The organism is Maritimimonas sp. 2205BS37-2, assembly GCF_056591755.1.
The window spans coordinates 424,059-448,311 of record NZ_JBWQOI010000001.1 but is presented as its reverse complement, the minus strand read 5'-3'; the positions used below and the strand labels follow the sequence as shown (position 1 = coordinate 448,311).

Annotated in this window: 21 protein-coding genes; 12 read left to right on the top strand and 9 right to left on the bottom strand. The window is 32.1% G+C overall.

Annotated features, from left to right (window positions below; translation table 11 throughout):
• Positions 1 to 10: 10 nt before the first annotated feature.
• A complete protein-coding gene (locus AC1EUU_RS01965) occupies positions 11 to 1,600 on the bottom strand; it encodes an Ig-like domain-containing domain (protein WP_480199698.1) in 1,590 nt (529 codons plus the stop codon).
• A 34-nt stretch (positions 1,601 to 1,634) separates the two neighbouring features.
• Positions 1,635 to 2,321, bottom strand: a complete 687-nt coding sequence (locus AC1EUU_RS01960; RefSeq protein WP_480199697.1) for a ComF family protein — start codon at positions 2,319 to 2,321, stop codon at positions 1,635 to 1,637.
• A 259-nt stretch (positions 2,322 to 2,580) separates the two neighbouring features.
• Here AC1EUU_RS01960 and AC1EUU_RS01955 point away from each other — a divergent pair, with 259 nt between their 5' ends.
• Positions 2,581 to 3,489 (top strand): hypothetical protein, encoded by a 909-nt coding sequence (locus AC1EUU_RS01955; RefSeq protein WP_480199696.1) that lies wholly within the window; start codon positions 2,581 to 2,583, stop codon positions 3,487 to 3,489.
• 94 nt (positions 3,490 to 3,583) lie between these two features.
• Positions 3,584 to 5,125, top strand: coding sequence for a glycine--tRNA ligase (locus tag AC1EUU_RS01950; RefSeq protein ID WP_480199695.1), 1,542 nt, complete (start codon positions 3,584 to 3,586; stop codon positions 5,123 to 5,125).
• Between the two features lie 65 nt (positions 5,126 to 5,190).
• On the opposite strand, the gene AC1EUU_RS01945 is transcribed toward AC1EUU_RS01950, so the two are convergent.
• From AC1EUU_RS01945 to AC1EUU_RS01920, 6 genes are all read right to left on the bottom strand, one after another.
• Positions 5,191 to 5,766, bottom strand: coding sequence for a DUF3575 domain-containing protein (locus tag AC1EUU_RS01945; RefSeq protein ID WP_480199694.1), 576 nt, complete (start codon positions 5,764 to 5,766; stop codon positions 5,191 to 5,193).
• Positions 5,767 to 6,052: 286 nt separating this feature from the next.
• Positions 6,053 to 6,409 (bottom strand): nuclear transport factor 2 family protein, encoded by a 357-nt coding sequence (locus tag AC1EUU_RS01940; RefSeq protein ID WP_480199693.1) that lies wholly within the window; start codon positions 6,407 to 6,409, stop codon positions 6,053 to 6,055.
• A 36-nt stretch (positions 6,410 to 6,445) separates the two neighbouring features.
• Positions 6,446 to 7,666 (bottom strand): outer membrane beta-barrel protein, encoded by a 1,221-nt coding sequence (locus AC1EUU_RS01935; protein ID WP_480199692.1) that lies wholly within the window; start codon positions 7,664 to 7,666, stop codon positions 6,446 to 6,448.
• Positions 7,667 to 7,742: 76 nt separating this feature from the next.
• Positions 7,743 to 11,132: a hypothetical protein gene (locus AC1EUU_RS01930; protein WP_480199691.1), complete on the bottom strand. Its 3,390-nt coding sequence runs from the start codon at positions 11,130 to 11,132 to the stop codon at positions 7,743 to 7,745.
• Positions 11,133 to 11,205: 73 nt separating this feature from the next.
• On the bottom strand, positions 11,206 to 11,694 hold the full coding sequence (locus tag AC1EUU_RS01925) for a methylated-DNA--[protein]-cysteine S-methyltransferase (RefSeq protein WP_480199690.1): 489 nt from the start codon (positions 11,692 to 11,694) through the stop codon (positions 11,206 to 11,208).
• Positions 11,678 to 12,445, bottom strand: a complete 768-nt coding sequence (locus tag AC1EUU_RS01920) for a TatD family hydrolase (protein ID WP_480199689.1) — start codon at positions 12,443 to 12,445, stop codon at positions 11,678 to 11,680. The genes AC1EUU_RS01925 and AC1EUU_RS01920 overlap by 17 nt, the downstream gene beginning before the upstream one ends.
• 77 nt (positions 12,446 to 12,522) lie before the next feature.
• On the opposite strand from AC1EUU_RS01920, the gene arsC reads away from it, so the two are divergent.
• The 9 genes from arsC (at position 12,523) to AC1EUU_RS01875 (ending at position 22,673) form a co-directional block, all read left to right on the top strand.
• Positions 12,523 to 12,861 (top strand): arsenate reductase (glutaredoxin), encoded by a 339-nt coding sequence (arsC, locus tag AC1EUU_RS01915; protein WP_480199688.1) that lies wholly within the window; start codon positions 12,523 to 12,525, stop codon positions 12,859 to 12,861.
• Between the two features lie 90 nt (positions 12,862 to 12,951).
• A complete protein-coding gene (locus tag AC1EUU_RS01910) occupies positions 12,952 to 15,327 on the top strand; it encodes a TonB-dependent receptor (protein ID WP_480199687.1) in 2,376 nt (791 codons plus the stop codon).
• Between the two features lie 373 nt (positions 15,328 to 15,700).
• Positions 15,701 to 16,165, top strand: a complete 465-nt coding sequence (locus tag AC1EUU_RS01905; RefSeq protein WP_480199686.1) for a hypothetical protein — start codon at positions 15,701 to 15,703, stop codon at positions 16,163 to 16,165.
• 22 nt (positions 16,166 to 16,187) lie between these two features.
• A complete protein-coding gene (locus tag AC1EUU_RS01900) occupies positions 16,188 to 17,075 on the top strand; it encodes a hypothetical protein (protein ID WP_480199685.1) in 888 nt (295 codons plus the stop codon).
• Positions 17,076 to 17,164: 89 nt separating this feature from the next.
• Positions 17,165 to 17,566: a hypothetical protein gene (locus AC1EUU_RS01895; protein ID WP_480199684.1), complete on the top strand. Its 402-nt coding sequence runs from the start codon at positions 17,165 to 17,167 to the stop codon at positions 17,564 to 17,566.
• A 19-nt stretch (positions 17,567 to 17,585) separates the two neighbouring features.
• Entirely contained in the window at positions 17,586 to 20,033 is a 2,448-nt protein-coding gene (locus tag AC1EUU_RS01890) for a TonB-dependent receptor (RefSeq protein ID WP_480199683.1), read from the top strand.
• A gap of 81 nt (positions 20,034 to 20,114) precedes the next feature.
• Entirely contained in the window at positions 20,115 to 20,735 is a 621-nt protein-coding gene (locus tag AC1EUU_RS01885; RefSeq protein WP_480199682.1) for a YqaA family protein, read from the top strand.
• Between the two features lie 60 nt (positions 20,736 to 20,795).
• On the top strand, positions 20,796 to 22,193 hold the full coding sequence (gene fumC, locus AC1EUU_RS01880) for a class II fumarate hydratase (RefSeq protein ID WP_480199681.1): 1,398 nt from the start codon (positions 20,796 to 20,798) through the stop codon (positions 22,191 to 22,193).
• Between the two features lie 9 nt (positions 22,194 to 22,202).
• Positions 22,203 to 22,673: a nucleoside deaminase gene (locus tag AC1EUU_RS01875; RefSeq protein ID WP_480199680.1), complete on the top strand. Its 471-nt coding sequence runs from the start codon at positions 22,203 to 22,205 to the stop codon at positions 22,671 to 22,673.
• Here AC1EUU_RS01875 and AC1EUU_RS01870 read toward each other — a convergent pair.
• Positions 22,670 to 22,852, bottom strand: coding sequence for a hypothetical protein (locus AC1EUU_RS01870; protein WP_480199679.1), 183 nt, complete (start codon positions 22,850 to 22,852; stop codon positions 22,670 to 22,672). The genes AC1EUU_RS01875 and AC1EUU_RS01870 overlap by 4 nt on opposite strands.
• 89 nt (positions 22,853 to 22,941) lie before the next feature.
• On the opposite strand from AC1EUU_RS01870, the gene hutI reads away from it, so the two are divergent.
• Complete coding sequence (gene hutI / locus AC1EUU_RS01865; RefSeq protein ID WP_480199678.1) at positions 22,942 to 24,180, top strand: imidazolonepropionase; 1,239 nt, start codon at positions 22,942 to 22,944, stop codon at positions 24,178 to 24,180.
• Positions 24,181 to 24,253 lie beyond the last annotated feature (73 nt).

Here is a 24,253-nt window from a genome sequence, read left to right as displayed (position 1 = left end):
ATTACACAAATTACTTCAAAACAAAGGTCTCCGTCATTTCCCAATTTGCCCGTACATCTAATTCTGTAGGATAATAAACTACTTTTTCTGGCTGCAGTTTTAATAGAAAATTACCAGTATCCCATTTGCCATTTTCATTATCATCATAAATTAATCGAACCCTATATTTGGCCGGTTCAAGATTTTTAAAAGTAAATTCCTGATCGGCTTCAGCATAAATCTCTTCTATAATTTCTCCACTCGATTTTAATAATTGTACAATTATAGGGTAACGATTTACATTTTGCAGTGTTAAATAAAGATTCCCATAATCTGAAGCTTTCTTGGTTTTAAAATTATAGCGCAAAGAGTCATTTACATTATCAAGAAAATCTTTAAATGCTCCTGGCAATAATTCTAGTTTATAGGCCTCTTGTTCCTTCTTATCGAATTCAACATTTAACTCTTTAGAGAATTTATTAAATCTAATAGCATAATTTACACTAACCGTATCCTTATCAGTAAAAACAAATTTAGTGGTATCAATAGATGCTATTGGAATATTACTAACAAGTTTTAATGTATCTCTTAAAGATAATGTGCCTCTTGCGTTACTGGTAACTTGCAATGAATCTACATCTTTTGATCTTCTTCTGATAGCCAAAGTATCAACATAGGTTTTATTACGCACTTCCAATAAAAGAGAGTCAATCGTGGCATTTTTATACCAATAGTTCAAACTATCCTTGTCTTTTTCAAACACAATTAATGAAGGAATAGATTCATTAAGGTTTTTTATTTTAATACTATCCACAATACCTTCATAGCCAAATAGCAAACGATTTTTTGTTTGTTCACTAGGTCGGTTAATTTTATACGCTAAGGTTTCTTTGAATACTATGATTTCATGACCTATAGAATCTTCAGGAATGTTTATCTCTTTCTCTAAAAATCCTATTTTATCTTGTTTTGGTGTAAAAACATAGTCTTTACTAGCATCTTTTAAAGCTATAAGTTTATACTTTCCTGCTTTTATATTACTTATCTCCCAAATACTGGTGTCAAGTGAGTTACCAACATAGAGTGGTTTTTCTTTGTAGATTAATGAATCGGTATATGCTTCATTAAATTCGTAGAGTAAAATAGAAACATCTTTATCAACTTCTTCTTTAAATGCGTCTTTGATAGTACCGCTTACTTTTAATGAATCGATATAATTTCCCGTTGAGAATACATATTTAAAATTTCGTAAAATATTGCCTTCGGTATTATCAATTACACTTTGCCCGAAATTAAAAGTATAAGTAGTATTTTCTTTTAAGGTATCTAATAATTTAATTTTAATATACTTGCTAGGCGTACCCAAAGGGGTAATTACCGGGGCGTATTTCATTGGTGGTGAAATAACTAGTTGTTTGCTTAAATCTTTTAGCTTAATGTATTCATCAAAATAGATACGTATTTCATCGTCATCAAAGTTAGTAGACTCAAATGGTGGTCGGGCGGTAACCATTATAGGCGCTATTGAATCTTTAGGCCCTCCAGTTGGGCGACCTCTTTTAGCACAATTAGAAGTGACTAAGATTAGAAAAAAAACAATTACAAATACTCTAAAAATCATTCAAAAATATTTATGGCAAATTAACAACTATTTTTTACGATGTAAAAGCCAAAGCAGCGATGCTTAGTTTTATTTTTTTTGTTCTTAGTAACTGAACACCACAGGCTTCTATGGTTGCTCCCGTAGTGATAACGTCATCAACCAATAAAACACTTTTATTTTCAAAGAACAGCGTATTTTCCAGATAGAATTTTCCAATTACATTTTTCCATCTATCCATTCGTTGCTTATCAGTTTGTGTTTCATTAGTTAAAATTGACAATAGCTGTGTGTCATTAAACTTAGCACCAATTGCAATTGCTATTTCTTGGGCGAACCTAGTTACTTGATTATATCCTCTTTTCTTTAATTTCTTAGCATTTAATGGAACTGGTATTACATAATCTATTTTGGGCAATCTAGTACAACCTGATAATTCACTTCCGAGCCATTGTCCAAAAAGAACTCCTAAATTTTCCTGATTACCATATTTTAATTGATGAATTAATTTTTGAGTAATTCCTTTACGTTTAAAAAGTAATAACGCTGTTGCAAATTCAATATTAAGTCTACCGTAGAATGTTTGTTCTACTTCATTATTAATAACTTCGGTCATCTCCGCTAAAGGTAGATCGAATCTACATGTTAGGCATATAAGCTCTTCATTTTGTACTAGTGGCTCCTCGCAATTTTCACATATTTCAGGGAAAAATAAATAATAAAGATCTTTAAGGATTTGCATCTCTAAACATTTTATTTCTTGTTCAAGAAGTCAAAATTATTTAGATATGCTCTTTATTTATATTTATTCTTACCAGTTTCTTTAGATTCTCTTTAGAATCTTAAACTAATTTTGCGCATTTGAAAGATTTAAATAAGTCTTTTTTTATAAATTGTTATTAACGAATTAAAAAAACAAGAGTTTAATTATACCAATTTAGCTATCTTTACGTTAAAGCAACTATAGTTAATTTTAAACTCTAAAACTAAACTTTTAAACCATGGAAGAAAACAAATCTTCAAACAGTAAACAAATTATCATTTGGGCTTTATTAGCTTTATTGGTAGGTCTAGGTGTCTACACTTTTAGAAGCAATACAAAGCATAAAGAAGCTGAACAATTCCTTAAAGAAGAAAAAGAGCAAATTTTAGGAAACTTAACAGCTATGGAAGAAAAGTATGACAAAGCCATAGCACAGAATACCTCTTTATCTGATGAGTTGAAATTAGAAAAAGACAAAATTGTTCTTTTTATGGATTCTGTTAAAAATCTAAAAAACACGAATTGGAGGTTAATTAGAAGATACAGAAATCAAATTGCCGGCTTGGAAAAAACAAATGAAAGATTAATTAACCTAACTGATTCATTAAAATTAGTTAACAATCTTTTAGTGGTTGAGAAAGATAGTATTACCGGCGAATTAGTTGAGCAAAGAAGCTATAATGATACGTTAGTAGCTCAAAACTTAGACTTGGCGAAGAAAGTTGAAATTGGAGGTGCATTAAGAGTGAGTACTGTAAATGCAACTGCAATGCGTTTAAGAAGTAATGGAAAATATACAGAGACAAATAAAGCACAAAAGGCTACAGCAATAAGAGTTGGTTTTAGAGTAGAGAAAAATGAGATTGCTGAAGTTGGTGAAAAATTATCGCATGTTGTAATAAATACACCTTCAGGCAAGATTATTAGTCAAAAAGGTACATTTAACCAAACAAGTGACGGTTCTGAAGTAGGTTATACTGATGAAATAGCTATTGACTACCAAGGTGCGGCGAAAGATGCAGTGATCTTTGTAGAAAATATTTCGCATAAATTTGAAAAAGGATTATACCCAATTAAAGTATATGTTGATGGGGTTTTAGTAGGCGCTACAACACTAGAATTGAAAGATGCTTTCTTAGGATTATAAGAGAGAAAAACCTAATTTAACCAAATATTGAGGGAAGCAAATTGCTTCCCTTTTTTATTTCATCATTCTTTGAATTTAGCTATTTTTGCGCCCTATGGCAAATCAAGACGATCAATTTAAAAAGGTAGTATCTCACGCAAAAGAATACGGATACATTTTTCAGAGTAGCGAAATCTATGACGGACTAAGTGCTGTTTATGATTATGCTCAAAATGGTGTAGAATTAAAAAAGAATATACGTGACTATTGGTGGAAAGCAATGGTGCAAATGCATGAAAATATTGTTGGCATTGATGCCGCAATTTTTATGCACCCTACTACTTGGAAAGCCTCAGGTCATGTTGATGCCTTTAATGATCCATTAATTGATAATAAAGATTCAAAAAAACGCTATCGTGCTGATGTGCTAATTGAAGATTATTGCGCCAAAATTGAAGCTAAAATTGAAAAAGAAGTAAAGAAAGCTCAAAAAAGATTTGGTGATTCATTTGATAAAAAACAATTCCTAGCTACCAATCAACGCGTCTTAGGTTATCAAGAAAAGATCGATGCTACGCTATCAAGAATGGCTAAATCATTGGAGAATGAAAATCTTGCTGATGTTAAGGCACTAATAGAAGAACTGGAAATTGCAGATCCGTTAACCGGAAGTAAGAATTGGACAGATGTTAAGCAATTTAATTTAATGTTTGGCACCAAGCTAGGAGCTTCGGCAGAGAGCGCCATGGATTTATATTTACGCCCTGAAACTGCACAAGGAATTTTTGTAAACTTTTTAAATGTACAAAAAACAGGACGTTTAAAAATACCATTTGGTATTGCTCAAACAGGTAAAGCATTTAGAAATGAGATTGTTGCTAGACAGTTTATCTTTAGAATGCGTGAATTTGAGCAAATGGAAATGCAATTCTTCATAAAGCCGGGAACTCAGAAAAATTGGTTTGAATATTGGAAAGAAACACGTTTAAAGTGGCATTTATCACTAGACATGGGTGAAGATAATTATCGTTTTCATGACCATGAAAAACTAGCTCATTATGCAGACGCCGCTACAGATATTGAATTCAAATTTCCCTTCGGGTTTAAAGAGCTTGAAGGTATTCACTCAAGAACAGACTTTGATCTAAAGCAACATGAAGAATTTTCTGGGAAAAAATTACAATATTTCGATCATGAGGAAAATAAAAGTTATGTTCCTTATGTATTGGAAACTTCAATCGGTTTAGATAGAATGTTTTTAGCTATATACTCTAACTCTCTAAAAGAAGAAACATTAGAAAATGGTACTACAAGAACTGTCTTGAAATTACCGGCTGTTTTGGCACCTACAAAAGCAGCAATATTGCCGTTGGTAAAGAAAGATGGTTTACCAGATATTGCTCGTAAGATTATTGACGATTTAAAATGGGACCTTAATGTGGTTTATGATGAAAAAGATGCCGTTGGACGTCGTTATCGTCGTCAAGATGCTGCAGGGACTCCATTTTGTATTACAGTTGATCATGATACTTTAGATGATAACACGGTTACCATTCGACATAGAGATACTATGGAGCAAAAACGTGTAAAAATTGAAGAATTAAGAACTATTATTAAACAAGAGGTTGATATGCGTTCTTGGTTAATGAAAATATAAGTATTATAACTTCTAATAAAAAAGGCTGCAAATTAGATTGCGGCCTTTTTTTTATTATTTTTTTGTTAGAATCGATATCCTAATGCAACTCCTAATCTCGGCACCAGCTCAGAACCCACGTCGTTATTTGAGGTAGACAAATTTCTACCAATACCACCAAAAAATTCAAAAGCAAATCCTTTTTTACTAACGAACTTTCCACCAACAGAAATACCTACGGCAAAATTATTAGAGGTTTCTCCTGAGTCTCTGCTCACGAATACATCATTCACATTGTCATAATAGTCATAACCATCAAAATCTTTCTGAATATTATACATCCCAAAAGCTTCTAAGAAAAACCCCCATGCATGCTTCCTTGAAAAGAAACGTCTATAAAATGGAGTAATAGCCAAGGTTTCATTATAATAAACATTTATATCGTCATCTCTAATATCATCTTCATCTTGAAGGTTTGCCAAAATGGAAATCCCCACAGATGACTCTGAATCAATTAAATATTCATATGAGAAATCTAAGGATTTAAAAATAATTATATTAAAAGCATTTGCCTTTAACTCATGATGTTTAGTAATTTCTTTTTCTTGGGCAAATAAAGAAGTAACACTTATTAAAAGTATTACAAACAGCGTTCTTTTCATTCGGTTGAATTTTAGTTATTATGGCATAGATGCAACAAGTTCTGTGCCGTTGCTTTATAATTCTATTAAATTTTAGGGATCAATGATTAAATATCGAATGAATAAGTGATGTAATCTATTTAAATAAAGAAATTTGTGCAATCTGATAAGTTTCTGTTACACTTTTAAACCCTTCTAATTTAAGAACATCAATTAATACCACATATCTTTTTAAAATAAAAGCTTTCATTAAGAAGTAGTTTTCTTAATATTCGGCGTTCAAGTGAGTTATTTGTTACAGTATTTCTTAATCAGAAAGTTTCCGTTCTTCTCGTATTTCACCTATATGGTAGTGAGCAATGATTTTTTCAATTAATCCTTCTCTAATATAATACCATTCACTTACATCTAACTTGAAATCTTCTCCTTGTTTAGCAGTATAGCGAACACATGCTGTATTATTAGCATAAATTTCATCATGAATTACAAACTCATAACCTAAAAATTTATCCTTATTTGCTTCTACCAGGTCTAAATAGGCTTTTTTACCTTTGATGGTTCCAAAAGGGCTTGTATGTTCGAAATCTTTAGATACAGGAATATCTTGAAAATCTCCTTGCCTCCATACATAGAACCATTTTTCAACTAATGCTTTTGTATCCATAAATGTTAGTATGTACTAACAAGTTACGCATTAATTCTAAAATATTGTATACCCAAATATTAGTGCAATAGTTTTATAATCTGATTTCCAACCAGAATGAGTAGATAATAAATCTCTAGAAGTGGCGTATCTAATTTCTAAGCTATATCTATCATTATATTTATATCCAGCTCCAAAAGCCAGATTGCTATTACCTTTGATCTTCAAATCGGGTAGTCTCTCAAACTCAAACTTTGAGCTAGACAAATCAAATGCAATAGTTGCATTTATAAAAAATTTAGATCTATTATTTAAAAACATATAATGTCTAAACCCAATTGGTAGTTCAACAGAAGAATATTTTACCGTTATTTTATCATCTATAGGAATTGTACTGGTGGGTATATCAATCAACTCCTCTTCAGCCTCATAACTCTGATAAGTGGGTTCTAACAAAAGACTCCATTTGTTTTTATTAAAAGGTAGAACATACTCGAGTTCGAGACCAATTCGAAACCCGGTTTTGCCACCAAAATCAGTATCTCTGTTTGAAAACGCTCTGTGTAGACTTTCAATTTCTAAAGAAGAATTCTTTATACCAGGTCTAATTGAAATATGAAAAGGACTCTTTTTATCTTCCTTTTTTCGATACATGCTATAACTGACATTACTACATTCATTATACCTAACAAAAAAGGCTATTAATTTATTTTCGGTATAATTGATCTTCTGAAAATCTCTAATACTAACTTCTCCACATCGCATATCGTTTAACAGCTGTTGCCTAAAAATATTATTAGTCGCCACACTTCCTTCTTTAGTACGATATTTTTTATGAATTAATTGATCTACAATAGAATTTTCAATTTTGTAGAAAAATCTGGTTAAATTATTATCTACATATTTATATAAAATTGCTTTCCCATCAACAAGCACTTCTAAAAACAGTTGCTCTTTCTTAAAAATTGCCTCCTTTACACGACTCATTTGGCCTAAAACCTTACTAGATCTATCTATATCTACAGTATGTCTTGCATATTTAATGGCATTGTTTATTCCAAACTCTTTTACAGAAGTTATATGCGCCGTTTGTTCATCACCATCTTCAGTTAATTTATAGATAAATGCTTTCGGATTTTTCTTCCAATCAATATTTTTAATAAGACACGCTATTTTTTGGTCTGAATTATTGATATAATACCCTTTATCGAAAGAAATTTGTGAGAAAGAATTTAGGCTAATTGCCAATAAATAAAAGAAAAACAATCTCGTTTTCATATACTTAATTTTTGGTTTTAAAGCTGCCAAAGATGCAGAATAAGTTCTTAAAAAAGAAACTTCATTAAATAAAAAATTAAAATGTCGCTCTAAGTTGCACACTACCAGTATGTATTGCTTTTGAAGTGGGTGATTTTCTTCCTAGGTAATTTAAATTAACATCTAAATAAGAGGTTATTTTGTGTTGAAAATTCAGATTCCAAGTGTAATTGGTACCTGGCTGCAGGCCTTCTAACATCTGAAAAGCAACAGGTGAATTTTGATTTCCAGAAAAATCATTGAAAAATATGTTTGCGCTGGCATTAAATGACAATCGCTGTTTATTAGTAACAAAAAAATTGGCTCCGATATTTTGACTTTTTAAACTTTCTGAATTTCCAAGTTGATTTTCTTTATTCTTAAAGATGTAAAAAATTTCAAAACGTGCATTATTACTATAGATATAGCCAATTTTTGGGTTTAGCGTATAATTTTCCAGTAGAAAGTTTCTACTCACAAAATTGTTTGAAATACTTTCATTCTCGGCAACAATTCCCTTCATATCAAACAGCCAAAACTTTCCAATTTTATGAATAAATTGCAGTTGATGCGACCTTAATGTATTTTCTTGGTTTCCAAAAGAAAAAGCAGTCTTAGTTCGTGTGTCAAGATATGTGTAGATTGTTGAATATCGTTGCTTTCCTCTATTAAAATATAAACTATTCTTGAAGTTTAATGTTAGTGCAAGCGCATCATTAATATCAAATGGATTTAAATTAAATGAATTGCTGTTTTTTTCATTTTTAGCATCGATTAAAACAAAAGATTGATTTACAAAATGCGATAAAAACCTTTTAAAACCTTTTTCTGTACGCCATTGAGTGGGATTTAGCACTATAGACTGGCTAAATTTATTTTGGTGAGTCTTAATGAAACGTGTAGTAGGTAAAGCAACCCGCACATAGACTGCTTCGTCAGGAAACTGAGCAATTTCAAATTCATCTAACTCCTGAATTCCATTTTCATTATAATCAATCCAGGTATAAAACCCCTGTCCTGGCTCCACCTGAACATAACTAAATTCCTGCTGCGGCAGCGATCCAGAGTTTGTTTCATAGATTGTATTTAGAGTAATTATATTCTTTAGTAGTTGTTGACGATAAACAATCCGTGAATTCAATGCCTCTTCATCTTCGGTAAATTGGTTGTCAATCAATCTGTAGCTTGCAAAAATTGATAAATCAGACTTTTTATTCTGTAAAAGCTTAGATCGTAAGAAATAAGTATTCGTTTTGTTAACATTTTGCAATGAGTTTACTCTTACGCTATCTGTGGTTCTATAATTGTAGCCTAATTCAGCATAAATTTTGGTAGTATCTCCTACTCCAACAAAAGCTTCATATTCTATAAATTTATGATTATGTGGTGATGGCAGGCCCGTTGCTACCTCGTTTCTATTATTAAATTCTGTGTTGAACTTTACTCCTATCCATTTTTTCTTAAAATAATGTCTTGCAAACGAATAAAATCGAAGAAATTCTGTTTCTGTTAGCTCATTGTCATTATTTAATAAACTTCCTTTAGCTTGAATTTTACTGTTACTTAAATTTAAACTGGCATTAAGGTTATGTTTTATTCCTTGAAAATTTTCACTAAAACGGAGGTTTTCAAAGGTATAATTCAAAAAGCCAACAGAATCTCGCCTATAATCTAAACCTGCCGTTAAAAATTGTTGATTTCCACTTGGGTTCACTAAATCCCAATCACGATTAAATTCAATATTCCTGAAACGCTCTATAGTTTTAAAGTCTTTGTTAATTAATTCAACATTTGCAGAAGCTATTAATTTCCATGGCCGATCAACCAGTAATTGATTATAGCTAAACGTACCTGCAAAACCAGTGTTATCATTATCATCTAAAGAAGAAAACAAGTTTTGATCGTTTAAACTATAGGCTATTTCTGTTTTAAAATTTGTCTTTTCAGAAGGTGTATATTCAGCGTTTATTGTTGCCATTTGTAATTTTACCGGCGCTACCAACTGCACCACAGGTTCGTAATCTCCTTGTAACGTGCCGTTCACAGGAGCTATATATTCATAAATTCTTCCTGTAGCAATTGTAGTTTGTATTCGATAATTTCCTTGACCGGTTCCAACAAAATTAAATCGAACATTAAAAAGGTCATCATTTTCATTAGTAGAAAAAACAAAAACTTCTGCTCCGCCTACAAGTTCTTTTCTGTATTGAATCACATTCTCTTCAAAAGTCTGTGGTACTGCTGATGGAACTACCATTAGGGTATTATCATCTCCTGCATTTGCTAAAATCTGCTTTTGCGAATCGGTTAAATCTTGCTGTAATGTTTGATTTTTTGCATCATTTTCATTGTAAAAATCAAAGCCTAATTTCAATTTATCTGAATGATATTGCGCTCCGTTATAGGTAACAAAGCGAGTAAAATTACGGTCGGAAAACTGATACTCAACAATAATACGCATGTTGGCATTAACCGGAAATGTAGGGTTGAAAGTAATTTCTGCAGTATTGTAATCAATAATATAGTCGTAATTTTCACCTCTACGTAATGGTGTGCCATTCACAAAAACAGTTTCTGTACCAGAAATTATAAGTAGAAGTTGTTCAGAATTATTGCCAGCAATTTTATATGGGCCTTGATTAGCTTCTTGAGCAAGAATAGGGTTTCTAGCGAATTGCCCACGTACAATTGCTCCTGACGCATAGGCATTAGTTTTACTATTTTTATGATTAAGGGTAGCATCAATACTCACTCCAGCTACTTTTTTATTGAAGCGCATAAAAGTACCTTCGGTATTTTGAAGGTTTACATCTCCAGCTTTTAGTGACCAATTTTTACTGAACAATTCTATAAAAACACGATCAAATTCATTTAAACGTTGTGTATAACCACCCTCTTGCAATGGGATATTTGTATCTGTAATCGAAGCTCTTAACTGTACTTTATCAGATAGATATCCTGAAATCTGCAAATCAAAATTTGAGTTTAATACGGCATCCTGATTATTACCAATAGTCACACCTCTTGAAATACTCCCACTTGTAGAAAGGCCATCAAAAGGTTTAAAAAATTGATTTTTTTGTTTTGGGATGGCAGTATAAAGTTTAGAGGTATTGGTTCTCTTAGGAACTATTATGTTTTCATCAAAAACCCTATAAGTCTTTGTTAGAAAATCTGGCAAGGCAAAATATTCAACAGTTATTTCATCAAATTTTTTACTATCCAAAATAAGTAAAGCATTTCCAAAATCAATTTTATAATTTGAAATGTCTATTAATATTTTATCCTTAGTGAATACTTTAAAATTGTTTGGGCTTATACTTACAGTATCAACTTGTACACTATCTTTTACTACTTTAACGGTTTTAGTTCTAAATCTTTTAGAAGTTGTTTGTGCAACCATAGAGAAACCCAAAAGCAAAAAAAAGATACAGCAAGCTTTTCTCATTAACACATAAACGTTTTAATAGTAAAAATAATTCAGAAACTAATTTAAAGTAGTTTTTTAGCAAATAGAGCGTTTAGAATAGGGACTGCTGCTGTGGCGGATTTTCATGTTCTAATAACCAGCGTTTACGCCAAAGACCACCTGCATAACCGGTTAAAGAACCATCACTACCTATAATTCGATGGCAAGGCACTACAATCCATAATGGGTTTTTAGCGTTTGCATTGGCAACAGCACGAATAGCTTTAACATCACCAATCTTCTCGGCTTGTTGCATATAACTACGTTTTTCTCCATATGGTATGTGTTGTAATTCTCCCCATACATTTTTCTGAAAATCAGTTCCTTCCGGATTTAATTTCAAACTAAAACTTTTACGTTCCTTATTAAAATATTCTTTAAGCTGACGTACGCATTCTTGTAATGGTTCTGGAATAACATCAGTAGTTTCTTGCTCTCCATCTAATATTGAAATTGACGAAATACCATTCTCATCTCCAACGATACGAGCAATACCAATTGGTGTTTTATAATAAGCTACTTTATCAAATTCGAAAAACATCTTTAGAATTTTGCGTGGTAATTTCAGCGATTTCTGCTGGAGTGAAATTATAAATATCTACTAATTTATCCAAAATATTAACAAGATATGCACTTTCATTTCTTTTACCTCTAAATGGTGTTGGAGCCAAATAAGGGGAATCTGTTTCTAAAACAATATTCTTTAAGGGTATTTCTTGCAAGAATTTATCAATACCGCCATTTTTAAAAGTTACTACCCCACCAATGCCTAATTTCATATTATAGGATAATGCACGATGTGCTTGTTCTAAATTACCTGTAAAACAATGAAAGATTCCATACAATTTTTCGTCCTTTTCCCCCTCCAATACCTCAAAAATCTCATCAAAAGCTTCCCTGCAATGAATGACTATTGGTAGTCCTTTTTCTTTAGCCCATTGTATTTGAATTTTAAAAGCTTCTTGCTGCTGGTTTAAAAAAGTTTTATCCCAATACAAATCTATTCCTATCTCGCCTACCGCGTAAAATTTATGTGTATCTAAAAGCTCTTTAACTAATGTCAATTCTTTTGAAAAATTTTCTTTTACCGATGTTGGATGCAATCCCATCATTAAGAAGACATTTTCAGGGTATTGTTTTTCGAGCTCGAACATTGCCTTATGATACTCTGAATCAATTGCCGGAATAAAAAATCTTGATATTCCAGCATCAAATGCGCGTTGTATCATTGCTGATCTATCATCGTCAAACTGTTCGACGTATAAGTGTGTATGTGTATCAGTAAGCTTCATAATAAGAGGCCAAAGATAGTTTTATAAATAACAAATTAAAAAGGCTTAACTATATTTGCAGACTTATACATAGCTTTATGAAAATTTATCATAATAACAGATGCCGAAAAAGTAGAGAAGGACTTGCCATATTAGAAAATTCGGGGCAAGAATTTGAAGTAGTAAACTATCTAGATACACCTCCCTCTGTTGAAGAACTTAAAAATATTCTAGATAAGTTAGAACTAACTCCAATTCAGCTGGTACGCAAAGGTGAAAAAATTTGGAAAGAAAACTTTAAGGGTAAATATCTTTCCGATAGCGAAATTATAGAAGCTATGGTCGCTTACCCAAAGCTAATTGAAAGACCTATTGTTATCAAAAATAATAAAGCTGTTCTAGGAAGGCCTCCTGAGAATATCTTGAAACTGATTTAAAATTGGCGGTTTTTAGTGATTAAATTCACCATAAACCACTATTTGCACCTCGAATATTTAATGATACATTTGCTTTACTAAATTGCCAGCATGAAAAAGCTTTTTTTTCTCATCTTTTTATTGTGCTCGACTATTATTCATGGTCAGTCTGCAAATACAAAAGACATCTCTTTATCTGGTAAAGTAGTAGACGCAGAAACCAACACGCCCTTAGAATATGCAACATTATCTGTTCATCATATTGAAAACGATAGTATCATAGCTGGTACTTCTGCAAATAAACAAGGAAAGTTTAACCTAAAAATCACATCAGGAACATATACGGTTAGAATTCAGTTTTTATCATTTAAAACCTTAGAGATTAAAGCAAAAACTTTTACCCGTGATTTTAATCTCGGAGTTATAAAGTTAGAGCCTAATACTACGCTAAAAGAAATTGAAGTTGTAGCTGAAAAGAAATTGTTAGAATCTAAATTTAATAAGAAAATATATAATGCCTCCATTGATATAGCGAATAGAGGAGGAAATGCTTTAGATGTATTAAATAATACACCATCGGTGCGAGTAGATGATGAAGGAATAATTACTGCAAGAGGAGGTCAGGCAACCATTTTAATAGATGGTAAACCTCAATTTGGCTTAAATAATAGTACCGATATTCTAAAGGCCATTCCTTCTAATAGCATAGACAAAGTAGAAATTATTACCCGTTCAGCAAAATATAGTGCTGAAGGCAGTGGTGGTGCTATATTAAATATTATAACCAAAAAAAGACAGGGGAAAGGGTTAAATGGCTCTATTGAAATGCATGGAGGAATTCCAGACAACCATGGCTTTTCAACTTTTATTAATGAAGATACCGATAAATTAAATCTTTACTCTACTATTAGTTTTAATCATAGTGACCGCGAAAAGTATACAAATATTTATCAGCCAGATTTTAATTTCGACGAGCATAGAGTTGATGAACAACAACGTAATAGCTTTTTGTTCAATTTAGGAAGTGATTTTTATTTAGACGATAAGAATACGCTCTCGGCTTCCTTTTTAATTAACTCAAACAATAAAAATTTTAGATCAAACCTATTAGAACCTGACTTTACAAGAAATGTTAGCGAAAACGATGATGGTTCAAGAATTGAAGCTTCTATTGGTTATAATACCAAATTCAATGATGATGGTCATGAATTATCATTAAACTTTAAATACGATAATACAGATTCTGATAGTAATACTAATATCACCGAAACAAGGACCGTTAGCTCGGTATTTCAAAAATCTACAAAAGATCAAAAATTAGATAATTTATTAGCTCAAATTGACTACAAGCTTCCATTCGATAAAAACACGAATCTTGAATTAGGCTATAAAGGAACCTTTAGGTTTTACGATAATGACTTTAATGTATCAGAGTTTGATAATACAATTAGTGATTTTGTAACGATTGGAGGTCTCGATAATACGATTGGATATGACGAAAAAGTACATGCCTTTTATGGATTGTACAACGCTACACACGATAAATTTTCCTATTCATTAGGATTAAGAACAGAAATCTCTGATATTGTCTTAAAAGAAGTAAACAGTAGTGATAAAGTTTCTAAAAATTATACTGATCTATTTCCATCTTTAACTTTAGGTTATGAGCTAGCTGACAATAGCTATTTATCATTAAACTATTCGCGTTCTATAGATAGACCTACTGTAGCTCAAATAAACCCTTTTATTGCATTCACAGATGAACGTTTTCAAACAGTAGGTAACCAAGAGTTAAACCCATATTACACAGATTACTTAGAGGTTTTATATGACCATAGCTTCGAGAAACTAACGTTGGTATCTTCATTCTTTTTAAACTTTGCTTCAGATCATTTTTTAAGTATTATAGAAAACTCAGGTGAGCAAACTTCGGATGGACAAGATATTTTTAGAAGAATTCCTATTAACAGTGGAGATAAAAATATTATTGGCGTTGATTTAGATCTAACTTATCGATTTTCAAAGAATTTTAGATTAAATACATACATAAGCCCATTCAGGCAAAAAATTACTAATACCATTGATCCGGCGTATAGCAATGAAAATACAACCTGGTATTTAAGTGGCACTGCTTTTTTAGCGTTAAACAACGGATTAAAAATAACTGCCACTCACGTTCATCAAACTCCAATAAAAAATGGGTTAACCGAACTGAGAACGATTAATTTAACAAATTTAACCGCCAGTAAAGATCTATTTAAGAAAAAAGCAACATTAACCTTTAGAGTTAATGATGTTTTTAGCTCAAAAAAGTTTAAATATGAGTCTTTTGAAGCCAATACTTTAACACTCAGAGATGTACGTTATGAGAATCAATATCTGTTAACTTTTACCTATAGATTTAACCAGAAGCGTAGAAGCTCTAAAGACAGAAGTAGAGATATCAATAAGGACGATTTAGAAGATAATCAAGACAAGAAATTATAATGTAATAAAAAAAGGATGGTAAAATTTACCATCCTTTCCTATATAAACATTATCCTAAAACTTATTGTTTATTCTTTTTTGCTTCACGTTTCAATTTAAACTCTTCTCTCAAGTAACCTATTATCCAATATGGAATTACAAAAGTCAATAAAAAAATCATCATCCAAAATCCCATTGTAAAAACGGTCAAGAATATTAAAAAACCGATAAAATGTTGAAATTCCATAATAAATTTAGCTGCGTTTAAATTCATGCCAAAAATAAAATATATTTTTTACTTTGCATATAAGTTTTTAGTTTTTTTCTAAAATCAAACGATATAATTTAAACCTTTGCCTTAATTTGAAGTCTAAGATTTAAAATTGAAAAAGTGATGGAATTTTATAAAAAGCTCTTATTAATATTCTTAGTAGTGTTTATGAGCACCTATAAAACCAATGCCCAAGAAGAAAGTAACAATAGCGAAACGTTAAAATCTTTAGCACTAACCGAAGAGCAAAAGCGTATTCTAAAAGAGCAATTAGAACTCACAAAACAAATACGAGAAAGTATAAAAAGCAATCTTACGTCTGAGCAAAAGAGAATGCTTACCAGTAAAAACCTTTCACGTGCGGAACGTTCAAGGTTATTTCGTAAATCGTTGTCTAAAATTCAATTAGATAATCTAAGGAGAAACCAAAAACTATTAAGAGATAAGCGCATACGATTTAAAAAAACAATATCTAAAAAACAAATGATTCGTTTTAGACATTTTGTAAGAGGTAAAAATATTCGTGATAGAAAAAGATTAGTGCGTCGATTAAGACGACTGATAAGAGAAAATATAGACCAACAGTAAACTTTAGAACCTAAATCTAACTATGAAGAAGTTTTTACTATTTATTGGTTTTATATGCTTAACTACCAATTCATTTGCTCAAACTAATGAAGAGGAAGATGTAGAAATTGATGCTATTATAGACGAGTTGATCTTAGATGAGAATAGCATACTAGCCTATATCGATGAGGTCAATAAATATCATATCGTCCTTTTTGCGGTAGACTATGCTGATAAAACTTACTTTTTGGGAAGGGATCTAAATATTGATCAATTTACCCTTTCTCCTCAAGTGCTTTACCAACACCATAGTGGTTTTTACGTTGGAGCGTCTGGTGTTTATTATAGTGAATTTGATCCTAATTGGGATCTCACAACGCTTTCTGCCGGTTTCAATAAAAGTTTTGGAAAATACGATAGTTTTAATCTCGATTTGAGCTATAGTCGTTACATTTTTTCTGATTCTGATTCTCGTGATTTTGAAAATAGCCTTGATGCCTCCTTAAGCATAGAAACCAAAGATGAACTTATCGGTGCCTCTGCTGGGGTCACTTACTTTTTTGGAGAAGAACAGGGAGTTCAAAATAATTTTGATATCTATAGCTCTGTAAAGCTATTTAAAATAAATCAAAAGCACCAAGTTTCCGTTAATCCAATTGTATCCTTCATATTAGGAAATGAATCAATCGATACATCAAGAATTAATGACCTGGTAATAGACCTCCCTATCATTGATAGAATTATCAATGAATTTGAAACTTATGCCCTGCGAAATACACAATTGTCGATTCCACTAAATCTTGAGATAAATGATTTGGAAATCGAATTCGGTTACAATTTTAACTTTCCTAATGCGCTAATTTTTGAAAGGAATTTGGATGATTCTTCCTATTTTAATATTGGACTAAGCTATATTTTCAGCTTTAAATAAAAATTTCTTTTAACACATTTTTAACGATAACTAATTTAAACCAAGCTTACTTTCGTTTGTCTTAAAGGCTATAACTCTAAATTAAAAAAATGAATATTTTAAAAAGTACAACTTTAGTTGTTATGCTAATGTTTGTAGCCTCTTACACTTTTGCTCAAAATCAAAACCCAAACTTTGATCCTGAAGAAATTATTGAAAAACGAATCCCTAAGATCCAAGACAAACTTGGGCTTGATGATTTACAGGCGGTAATGGTTAAAAATATAATTACCAAATATGTAAAAGAAAAAATAGCATTAAGGAACTTGCCAGAAAATAGGGCGATAAAAGCCGAAAAAATTGGTACCATAAATTTAAAACAGACAGAAGAACTATCTAAAGTTTTGTCAGAAGAACAACTTGTGCAATTCAATGAACTGCAGAAGGAATGGAGTCAAAAAGAACGATCTCGAAGAAGAGGAAACCAAAATAGAAGGAAAAGACAAAACTAATAGCACCTAAAACGATAAAATGAAAAAAATAATATGTCTTTTATGCTTTTTTAGCTTTTCAATTGCATTCGCTCAACAAAGACCACAATTCAAAGTTTCAGGAAAAGTTATAGATAAGGAAACAAATCAACCGCTCGAATATGCCACAATAGTGTTTACACCTACTAATGGTAAAAGAGTAACTGGTGGATTAACAGATAAGAAAGGTAATTTTAGTATCGATGTGTTTGAAGGTATCTATAATATTTCAATTGAATTTATTTCTTTTAAAACCTACAAAGTTTTAAACAAAGTAATTTCAGGAAATCTTAATCTTGGTACTGTTGCGCTTACTATAGATGCCGAAAACCTTGAAGAAGTAGAAGTTATAGCAGAAAAATCTACGGTAGAAATTCGTTTAGATAAGCGTATCTATAATGTTGGAAAGGATATGACAATTAAGGGTGGGACTGCTTCAGATGTGCTTGATAATGTGCCTTCGGTCTCTGTAGATGTAGAAGGAAATGTGAGCTTACGCGGAAATGAAAATGTACGAATATTAGTAAATGGAAAACCCTCTGGATTGGTTGGATTAAGTTCTACAGACGCCTTAAGACAGCTTCCCGCCGATGCCATTCAAAAAGTAGAAGTGATTACGTCTCCTTCTGCGCGATATGACGCCGAGGGGACCGCCGGTATTTTAAATATCATTCTTAGAAAAGGTAAAGCACTTGGATTTAATGGTTCGATAACCTCATCTTCGGGAGCACCAGAATTATATAATATTGCTACCAGTTTAAATTATCGTACAAAAAAAGTAAATTTCTTTTCTAATGCCGGTTATCGGTATAGAACTGGCCCTGGTAATTCTGAAAATGATATCACCTACCTAGATAATAGTGGTCTTAACGAAAGTTTTCGTTCAGAAGAAAGAACCTATGATCGAGAAAGTAAAGGGTTTAATACAAATTTTGGATTAGAATACATCATAGATGACAAAAGCTCTATAACCGGTTCGATGGTATATCGAAATTCTGATGGCGATGATCTCTCAACAAATTTTATAAATAACCTGGATCTATTAAACACAGTAACCTATACAAATGAGCGTTTAGAGCAAGAAATTGAAGAAGATGAAACCATTGAGTTTTCATTAAACTACACCAAAGATTTCGCAAAAGATGGTCATAAACTTACTATAGATTTGCAACATGGTATTAGCAGAGAAACAGAAGCTGCTTATATTTCTGATACAGACCTATTCCCAATCATACAAATAAATAATCCAGAGGATAATATTACCAAAGAAAAGTCAAAAGATATCTTACTACAAACTGATTATGTACTTCCAGTTGGTGAAAATTCGCAGTTAGAATTTGGGTATAAAAGCATGTTACAAGATCTAACCTCTGATTATGTAGTTAATGATCCAGATTTGGCTCCAGAAAGTAATCCGTCAAATAATTTAGATTTTGGACAAGATATACATGCCATTTATTCTCAGTTTGGGAGCAAAATCAATAAGTTTTCATATTTATTAGGCTTAAGATATGAGTACACGGATCTAAAAATTAGACTAGAACAAAACAATGAAAATTTTGACAAAACATATAGTCAATTATTTCCTACAGTTAATTTAGGATATGAATTAAACGATACAGAAAGTTTTACGTTAGGATATAGTCGTAGGTTACGTAGGCCAAGACATTGGTTTTTAAACCCATTCATTTCAAGAACGAGTGAAACTTTTATTTTTGCGGGCAATGTAGATCTTGATCCAACCTATACAAACGCCTTAGATTTAGGTTATTTAAAGCAATGGGAAAAATTTACATTAAATTCTTCTATCTATTACCAGCACGCTACCAATAATATAGAGTTTGTAAATCAAGAAACTGGTGAATTGATAAATGGTGTTCCAGTAATTATTAGACAGCCGATTAATTTATCGTCTCAAGATCGCTATGGATTTGAATTTACCGCTAATTATAATCCGTCAAGAAAAATTAGATTATCAGGTAGTTTTAATCTCTTTAATTTTAGTACAGATGGGGACTATACATACCAAAATAGTTTAGGAGAAACAATAACTCAAAACTTTGATGCCGACAACACTAGCTGGTTTGCAAGATTCAACTCAAGAATTGTACTCCCTTTAAAAATTGATTGGCAAACACGAATGATGTATCGAGGGCCTCAAAAAGGAGCGCAAAGTGATCGTGAAGGCATTTTTGTAACAAATCTTGCTTTCAGTAAAGATATTTTAAAAGAAAAAGGAACACTTACATTAAATGTTAGTGACCTCTTCAATTCTCGAAAAAGAGAATCTATTACCTATACAAATAATACAATTACTGATGGTTCTTTTCAATGGCGTGAGCGACAGGTTACCTTAAGTTTTGTATATAGATTTAACCAAAAGAAAAAACGTCAGCGCCAACGTAATGGTTTCAGTGGAGATGATGGAGGCGAAGAATTTGGGGGCTAATTATTAAATTTTAGTTAATCTATATTTTCTTGTTGGTACGACATAAAATAGTTCTTATTTTTGCGCTCTTATTTTCAGCTGATGAAAAAGAGCACAAGGGTACAAAAGAAATCTAAATTTAAATTATTACACCAGTATTACACGTATACCGGGTTTTATAGCTTTATAGGTAAAAGCCTAAAAAAAGCTGTTTTACCTATTGCGATCGTTGTTTTAGTTATTGTACTGTTTAATACTTATGTATATAATATTAATGACGGGCTTCAGAAGATTACTGAAACCTATTCTATGAATGGAATTTTAGCTATTTTCTTTGCCTCTGAATCGTTTTTAGGGCTAATTCCTCCAGAAATTTTTATCGCTTGGTCAAAAAAGACGAATAATCCCATTTTTACTTTATCAATTTTAGCTACACTTTCTTATTTAGGAGGTATAATTTCTTTCTTTATTGGTAAAGCAACACTTAGAATAACCGCAGTAAAAGATTATTTAGAGAATAAAATGGCCAAACATTTAAAAAATACAAAAAAGTGGGGTGGTTTTCTAATACTAACAGGTGCATTACTTCCAATTCCATTTTCTATTACCTGTATGGCTGCAGGAATGATAAAATATCCGCTAAAAGGAGTTATTACTTTTGGCCTATTCCGTTTTTTACGATTCGCAATATATGCTTTAGCAATTTTTCAAATCGTTCAATAAAACTCAGCGCTTTATATAGCTATTTTGTAACTTTGTTGTCTACAAAATCATTTTATTTAAATGGACTACAGAATAGAGAAAGATACTATGGGTGAGGTAAAAGTACCTGCCGATAAATATTGGGGTGCTCAAACAGAACGCTCTAGAAATAATTTTAAAATTGGCCCGGCGGCTTCGATGCCTTTAGAAGTGGTTTATGGGTTTGCATACCTTAAAAAAGCCGCGGCTCATACGAACTGTGAATTAGGAGTATTATCAGAAAGCAAGCGTGATTTAATCTCTCAAGTTTGTGATGAAATATTAGCTGGTAAACACGATGATCAATTTCCTTTAGTGATCTGGCAAACGGGTTCTGGTACGCAAAGTAATATGAATGTTAATGAGGTTGTTGCCAATAGAGCTCATGAAATTGCAGGGAAGAAAATTGGTGAAGGTGAAAAGACGATTCAACCTAATGACGATGTGAATAAATCACAATCTTCAAATGATACATTTCCAACAGGTATGCATATTGCCTGTTATAAAATGATTGTAGAAACTACGATCCCTGGAGTTCAAAAATTAAGAGATACGTTAAATGAAAAAGCCATTGAATTTAAAAACGTTGTAAAAATTGGCCGTACACACTTAATGGATGCAACACCATTAACGGTTGGTCAAGAATTTTCTGGATACGTATCACAATTAGATCATGGAATAAAAGCACTTAAAAATACCTTAGACCACTTATCTGAGTTAGCCTTAGGAGGTACAGCAGTAGGTACGGGATTAAACACTCCCGAAGGTTATGATGTTTTAGTGGCGAAATACATCGCCAAATTTACAGAATTACCATTCGTAACAGCAGAAAATAAGTTCGAAGCATTGGCGGCGCACGACGCCATTGTTGAAAGTCATGGTGCTCTAAAACAACTAGCCGTTTCATTAAATAAAATTGCAAATGATATTCGTATGATGGCATCAGGGCCTCGTTCTGGTATTGGCGAATTAATAATTCCTGCTAATGAACCGGGCTCATCTATTATGCCTGGCAAGGTAAACCCTACCCAATCTGAAGCCCTAACAATGGTCTGTGCTCAAGTGATGGGTAATGATGTTGCTGTAACCGTTGGAGGTACCCAAGGTCACTATGAATTGAATGTATTTAAACCTATGATGGCTGCCAATCTATTGCAATCAGCGAGGTTAATTGGTGATGCCTGTGTTTCTTTCAATGATAATTGTGCATCTGGCATTGAACCAAATACAAAAGTGATTAATGAGCTATTAAATAACTCTCTTATGCTGGTAACAGCATTGAATACAAAGATTGGGTATTATAAAGCTGCAGAGATTGCTAATATGGCACATGCAAATGGAACTACGTTAAAAGAAGAGGCTGTTAGATTAGGCTATGTTACAGAAGAACAATATGATGCTTGGGTAAAACCAGAAGATATGACCGGTAGTTTAAAATAACAAAAATCTATGGAACATAAATTTTTTATGAGTGAAGCCGTAAAAGCGGCTTTAAAAGGCATGAACACCAATGAAGGAGGCCCTTTTGGATGTGTAGTAGTAAAAGATGGTGAAATTGTAGGTCGTGGTAATAATAAAGTTACCTCAACAAACGATCCAACAGCGCATGCTGAAGTTACTGCTATTCGAGATGCCTGTAAAAATCTGGGTACATTTCAATTAGACGAATGTATTATATATACTTCGTGTGAACCTTGCCCTATGTGTTTGGGTGCCATTTATTGGGCTCGCCCGAAAAAAGTGTTTTACGGAAGTAATCAAAAAGATGCTGCAGCTATAGGTTTTGACGATGAGTTTATCTATAAAGAAATACCTCTACCCTATGAGAAACGTAGCATTCCATTTGAGCAGTGCGCAAGAGATATTGCTTTAGAACCTTTTAAACAATGGTCAGAAAAAGAAGATAAAATAGAATATTAATATTCTAAATCAAAGTTTCCTTGAGCCCTGACATTTTCTAGATATTCTAAATATTTTTTATATTCTTTTAATTTAGAAATTGTGTATTTATCACGCTTGTATGGGTCAAATTGTTTCTTTCTTTTTTTCTTTTTTTTAGGGTGCTGAGACTCATTCTCTTGGTCATAGTTATTTTTCATGTTTAGCGAGTTTGATTTAACATAAATAACGCTTGTAAAAACAGCTTTAGTATATTATTCAATTATTTACCTTTATAGCAAATAAAAATATGCGCACACTATTTACCAATATTAAAGAACTTCTTCAAGTAAGAGATACAACAATACCTAAGGTTTCTGGTAAGGAAATGAAATTCTTACCAACAATAAAAAATGCTTATTTATTAATCGAAGATGACCTTATTATCGACTATGGTAAAATGGACGAAATGAGCGAAATTGCTAATAATAAGACAATTGACCTTTCGGGTAAAATGGTACTTCCTACATGGTGTGATAGTCATACGCATTTGGTCTATGCAGGCAATAGAGAAGGTGAATTCGTAGATCGTATAAACGGTCTCTCCTATGAAGAAATTGCTGAAAGAGGTGGTGGTATTTTAAACTCGGCGAAAAAACTACAGCTTACCAGTGCATCTGAACTCTATGAGCAATCAGCCAAACGATTAGAAGAAATCATGAAACTTGGTACAGGTGCGATTGAAATAAAGTCTGGCTATGGACTTACAACCGAGGCTGAGTTAAAAATGCTTCGTGTCATTAAGCAACTATCCGAGAATTATCCTATTGCAATTAAAGCAACTTTTTTAGGAGCGCACGCTTTTCCCGCTGAATACAAACAATCGCCAGATACCTATATTAATATACTTATTAATGAGATGATTCCGAAAATAGCCGAAGAGAATTTGGCAGAATTTATTGATGTATTTTGCGAAAAAGGCTATTTCACTAATGCGCAAACCGATAAGATTTTAGAAGCGGGTACTAAATATGGATTGATTCCAAAAATTCATGTTAATCAATTTACAATTAGTGGTGGAGTTCAAATTGCTGTAAAACATAATGCCTTATCGGTTGATCATCTAGAAGTATTAGATACAAATGATATTTTGGCTTTACAAAACAAGGGCACTATGCCAGTAGCGCTACCTTCTTGCTCTTATTTTATTAGCATACCTTACACTCCAGCTCGTAAAATTATTGAAGCTGGTTTACCATTAGCTCTGGCTACTGACTATAATCCGGGTTCTACCCCAAGCGGTAATATGAATTTTGTTGTGAGTACCGCCTGTATAAAAATGAACATGACTCCAGAAGAAGCTATAAACGCAGCTACCATTAATGGTGCTTATGCTATGAATTTGTCAAAAACACATGGAAGTATAACTAAAGGTAAAAAAGCTAATTTGATTGTAACTAAAGAAATTCCATCTTATGGATTTTTACCGTATGCTTTCGGGTCCAATAATATTGATACCGTATTATTAAACGGAAAGGCTCTAGACTAAATAGACAGATAAAATTATAATAAAAAAGAGGTTACAAAATTGTAACCTCTTTTTTATGTGATATGATACTTTT

What these genes read in the sequence shown, in the direction of transcription:
- AC1EUU_RS01930 (WP_480199691.1), bottom strand. Translation starts at nt 11,132, where the DNA reads ATGAGAAAAGCTTGCTGTATCTTTTTTTTGCTTTTGGGTTTCTCTATG.
- AC1EUU_RS01945 (WP_480199694.1), bottom strand. Translation starts at nt 5,766, where the DNA reads ATGAAAAGAACGCTGTTTGTAATACTTTTAATAAGTGTTACTTCTTTA.
- AC1EUU_RS01875 (WP_480199680.1), top strand. Translation starts at nt 22,203, where the DNA reads ATGGAACATAAATTTTTTATGAGTGAAGCCGTAAAAGCGGCTTTAAAA.
- AC1EUU_RS01885 (WP_480199682.1), top strand. Translation starts at nt 20,115, where the DNA reads ATGAAAAAGAGCACAAGGGTACAAAAGAAATCTAAATTTAAATTATTA.
- AC1EUU_RS01890 (WP_480199683.1), top strand. Translation starts at nt 17,586, where the DNA reads ATGAAAAAAATAATATGTCTTTTATGCTTTTTTAGCTTTTCAATTGCA.
- AC1EUU_RS01960 (WP_480199697.1), bottom strand. Translation starts at nt 2,321, where the DNA reads ATGCAAATCCTTAAAGATCTTTATTATTTATTTTTCCCTGAAATATGT.
- AC1EUU_RS01870 (WP_480199679.1), bottom strand. Translation starts at nt 22,852, where the DNA reads ATGAAAAATAACTATGACCAAGAGAATGAGTCTCAGCACCCTAAAAAA.
- hutI (WP_480199678.1), top strand. Translation starts at nt 22,942, where the DNA reads ATGCGCACACTATTTACCAATATTAAAGAACTTCTTCAAGTAAGAGAT.
- AC1EUU_RS01910 (WP_480199687.1), top strand. Translation starts at nt 12,952, where the DNA reads ATGAAAAAGCTTTTTTTTCTCATCTTTTTATTGTGCTCGACTATTATT.
- AC1EUU_RS01920 (WP_480199689.1), bottom strand. Translation starts at nt 12,445, where the DNA reads ATGAAGCTTACTGATACACATACACACTTATACGTCGAACAGTTTGAC.
- AC1EUU_RS01965 (WP_480199698.1), bottom strand. Translation starts at nt 1,600, where the DNA reads ATGATTTTTAGAGTATTTGTAATTGTTTTTTTTCTAATCTTAGTCACT.
- AC1EUU_RS01955 (WP_480199696.1), top strand. Translation starts at nt 2,581, where the DNA reads ATGGAAGAAAACAAATCTTCAAACAGTAAACAAATTATCATTTGGGCT.
- AC1EUU_RS01940 (WP_480199693.1), bottom strand. Translation starts at nt 6,409, where the DNA reads ATGGATACAAAAGCATTAGTTGAAAAATGGTTCTATGTATGGAGGCAA.
- AC1EUU_RS01905 (WP_480199686.1), top strand. Translation starts at nt 15,701, where the DNA reads ATGGAATTTTATAAAAAGCTCTTATTAATATTCTTAGTAGTGTTTATG.
- AC1EUU_RS01935 (WP_480199692.1), bottom strand. Translation starts at nt 7,666, where the DNA reads ATGAAAACGAGATTGTTTTTCTTTTATTTATTGGCAATTAGCCTAAAT.
- AC1EUU_RS01925 (WP_480199690.1), bottom strand. Translation starts at nt 11,694, where the DNA reads ATGTTTTTCGAATTTGATAAAGTAGCTTATTATAAAACACCAATTGGT.
- AC1EUU_RS01895 (WP_480199684.1), top strand. Translation starts at nt 17,165, where the DNA reads ATGAATATTTTAAAAAGTACAACTTTAGTTGTTATGCTAATGTTTGTA.
- AC1EUU_RS01950 (WP_480199695.1), top strand. Translation starts at nt 3,584, where the DNA reads ATGGCAAATCAAGACGATCAATTTAAAAAGGTAGTATCTCACGCAAAA.
- AC1EUU_RS01900 (WP_480199685.1), top strand. Translation starts at nt 16,188, where the DNA reads ATGAAGAAGTTTTTACTATTTATTGGTTTTATATGCTTAACTACCAAT.
- arsC (WP_480199688.1), top strand. Translation starts at nt 12,523, where the DNA reads ATGAAAATTTATCATAATAACAGATGCCGAAAAAGTAGAGAAGGACTT.
- fumC (WP_480199681.1), top strand. Translation starts at nt 20,796, where the DNA reads ATGGACTACAGAATAGAGAAAGATACTATGGGTGAGGTAAAAGTACCT.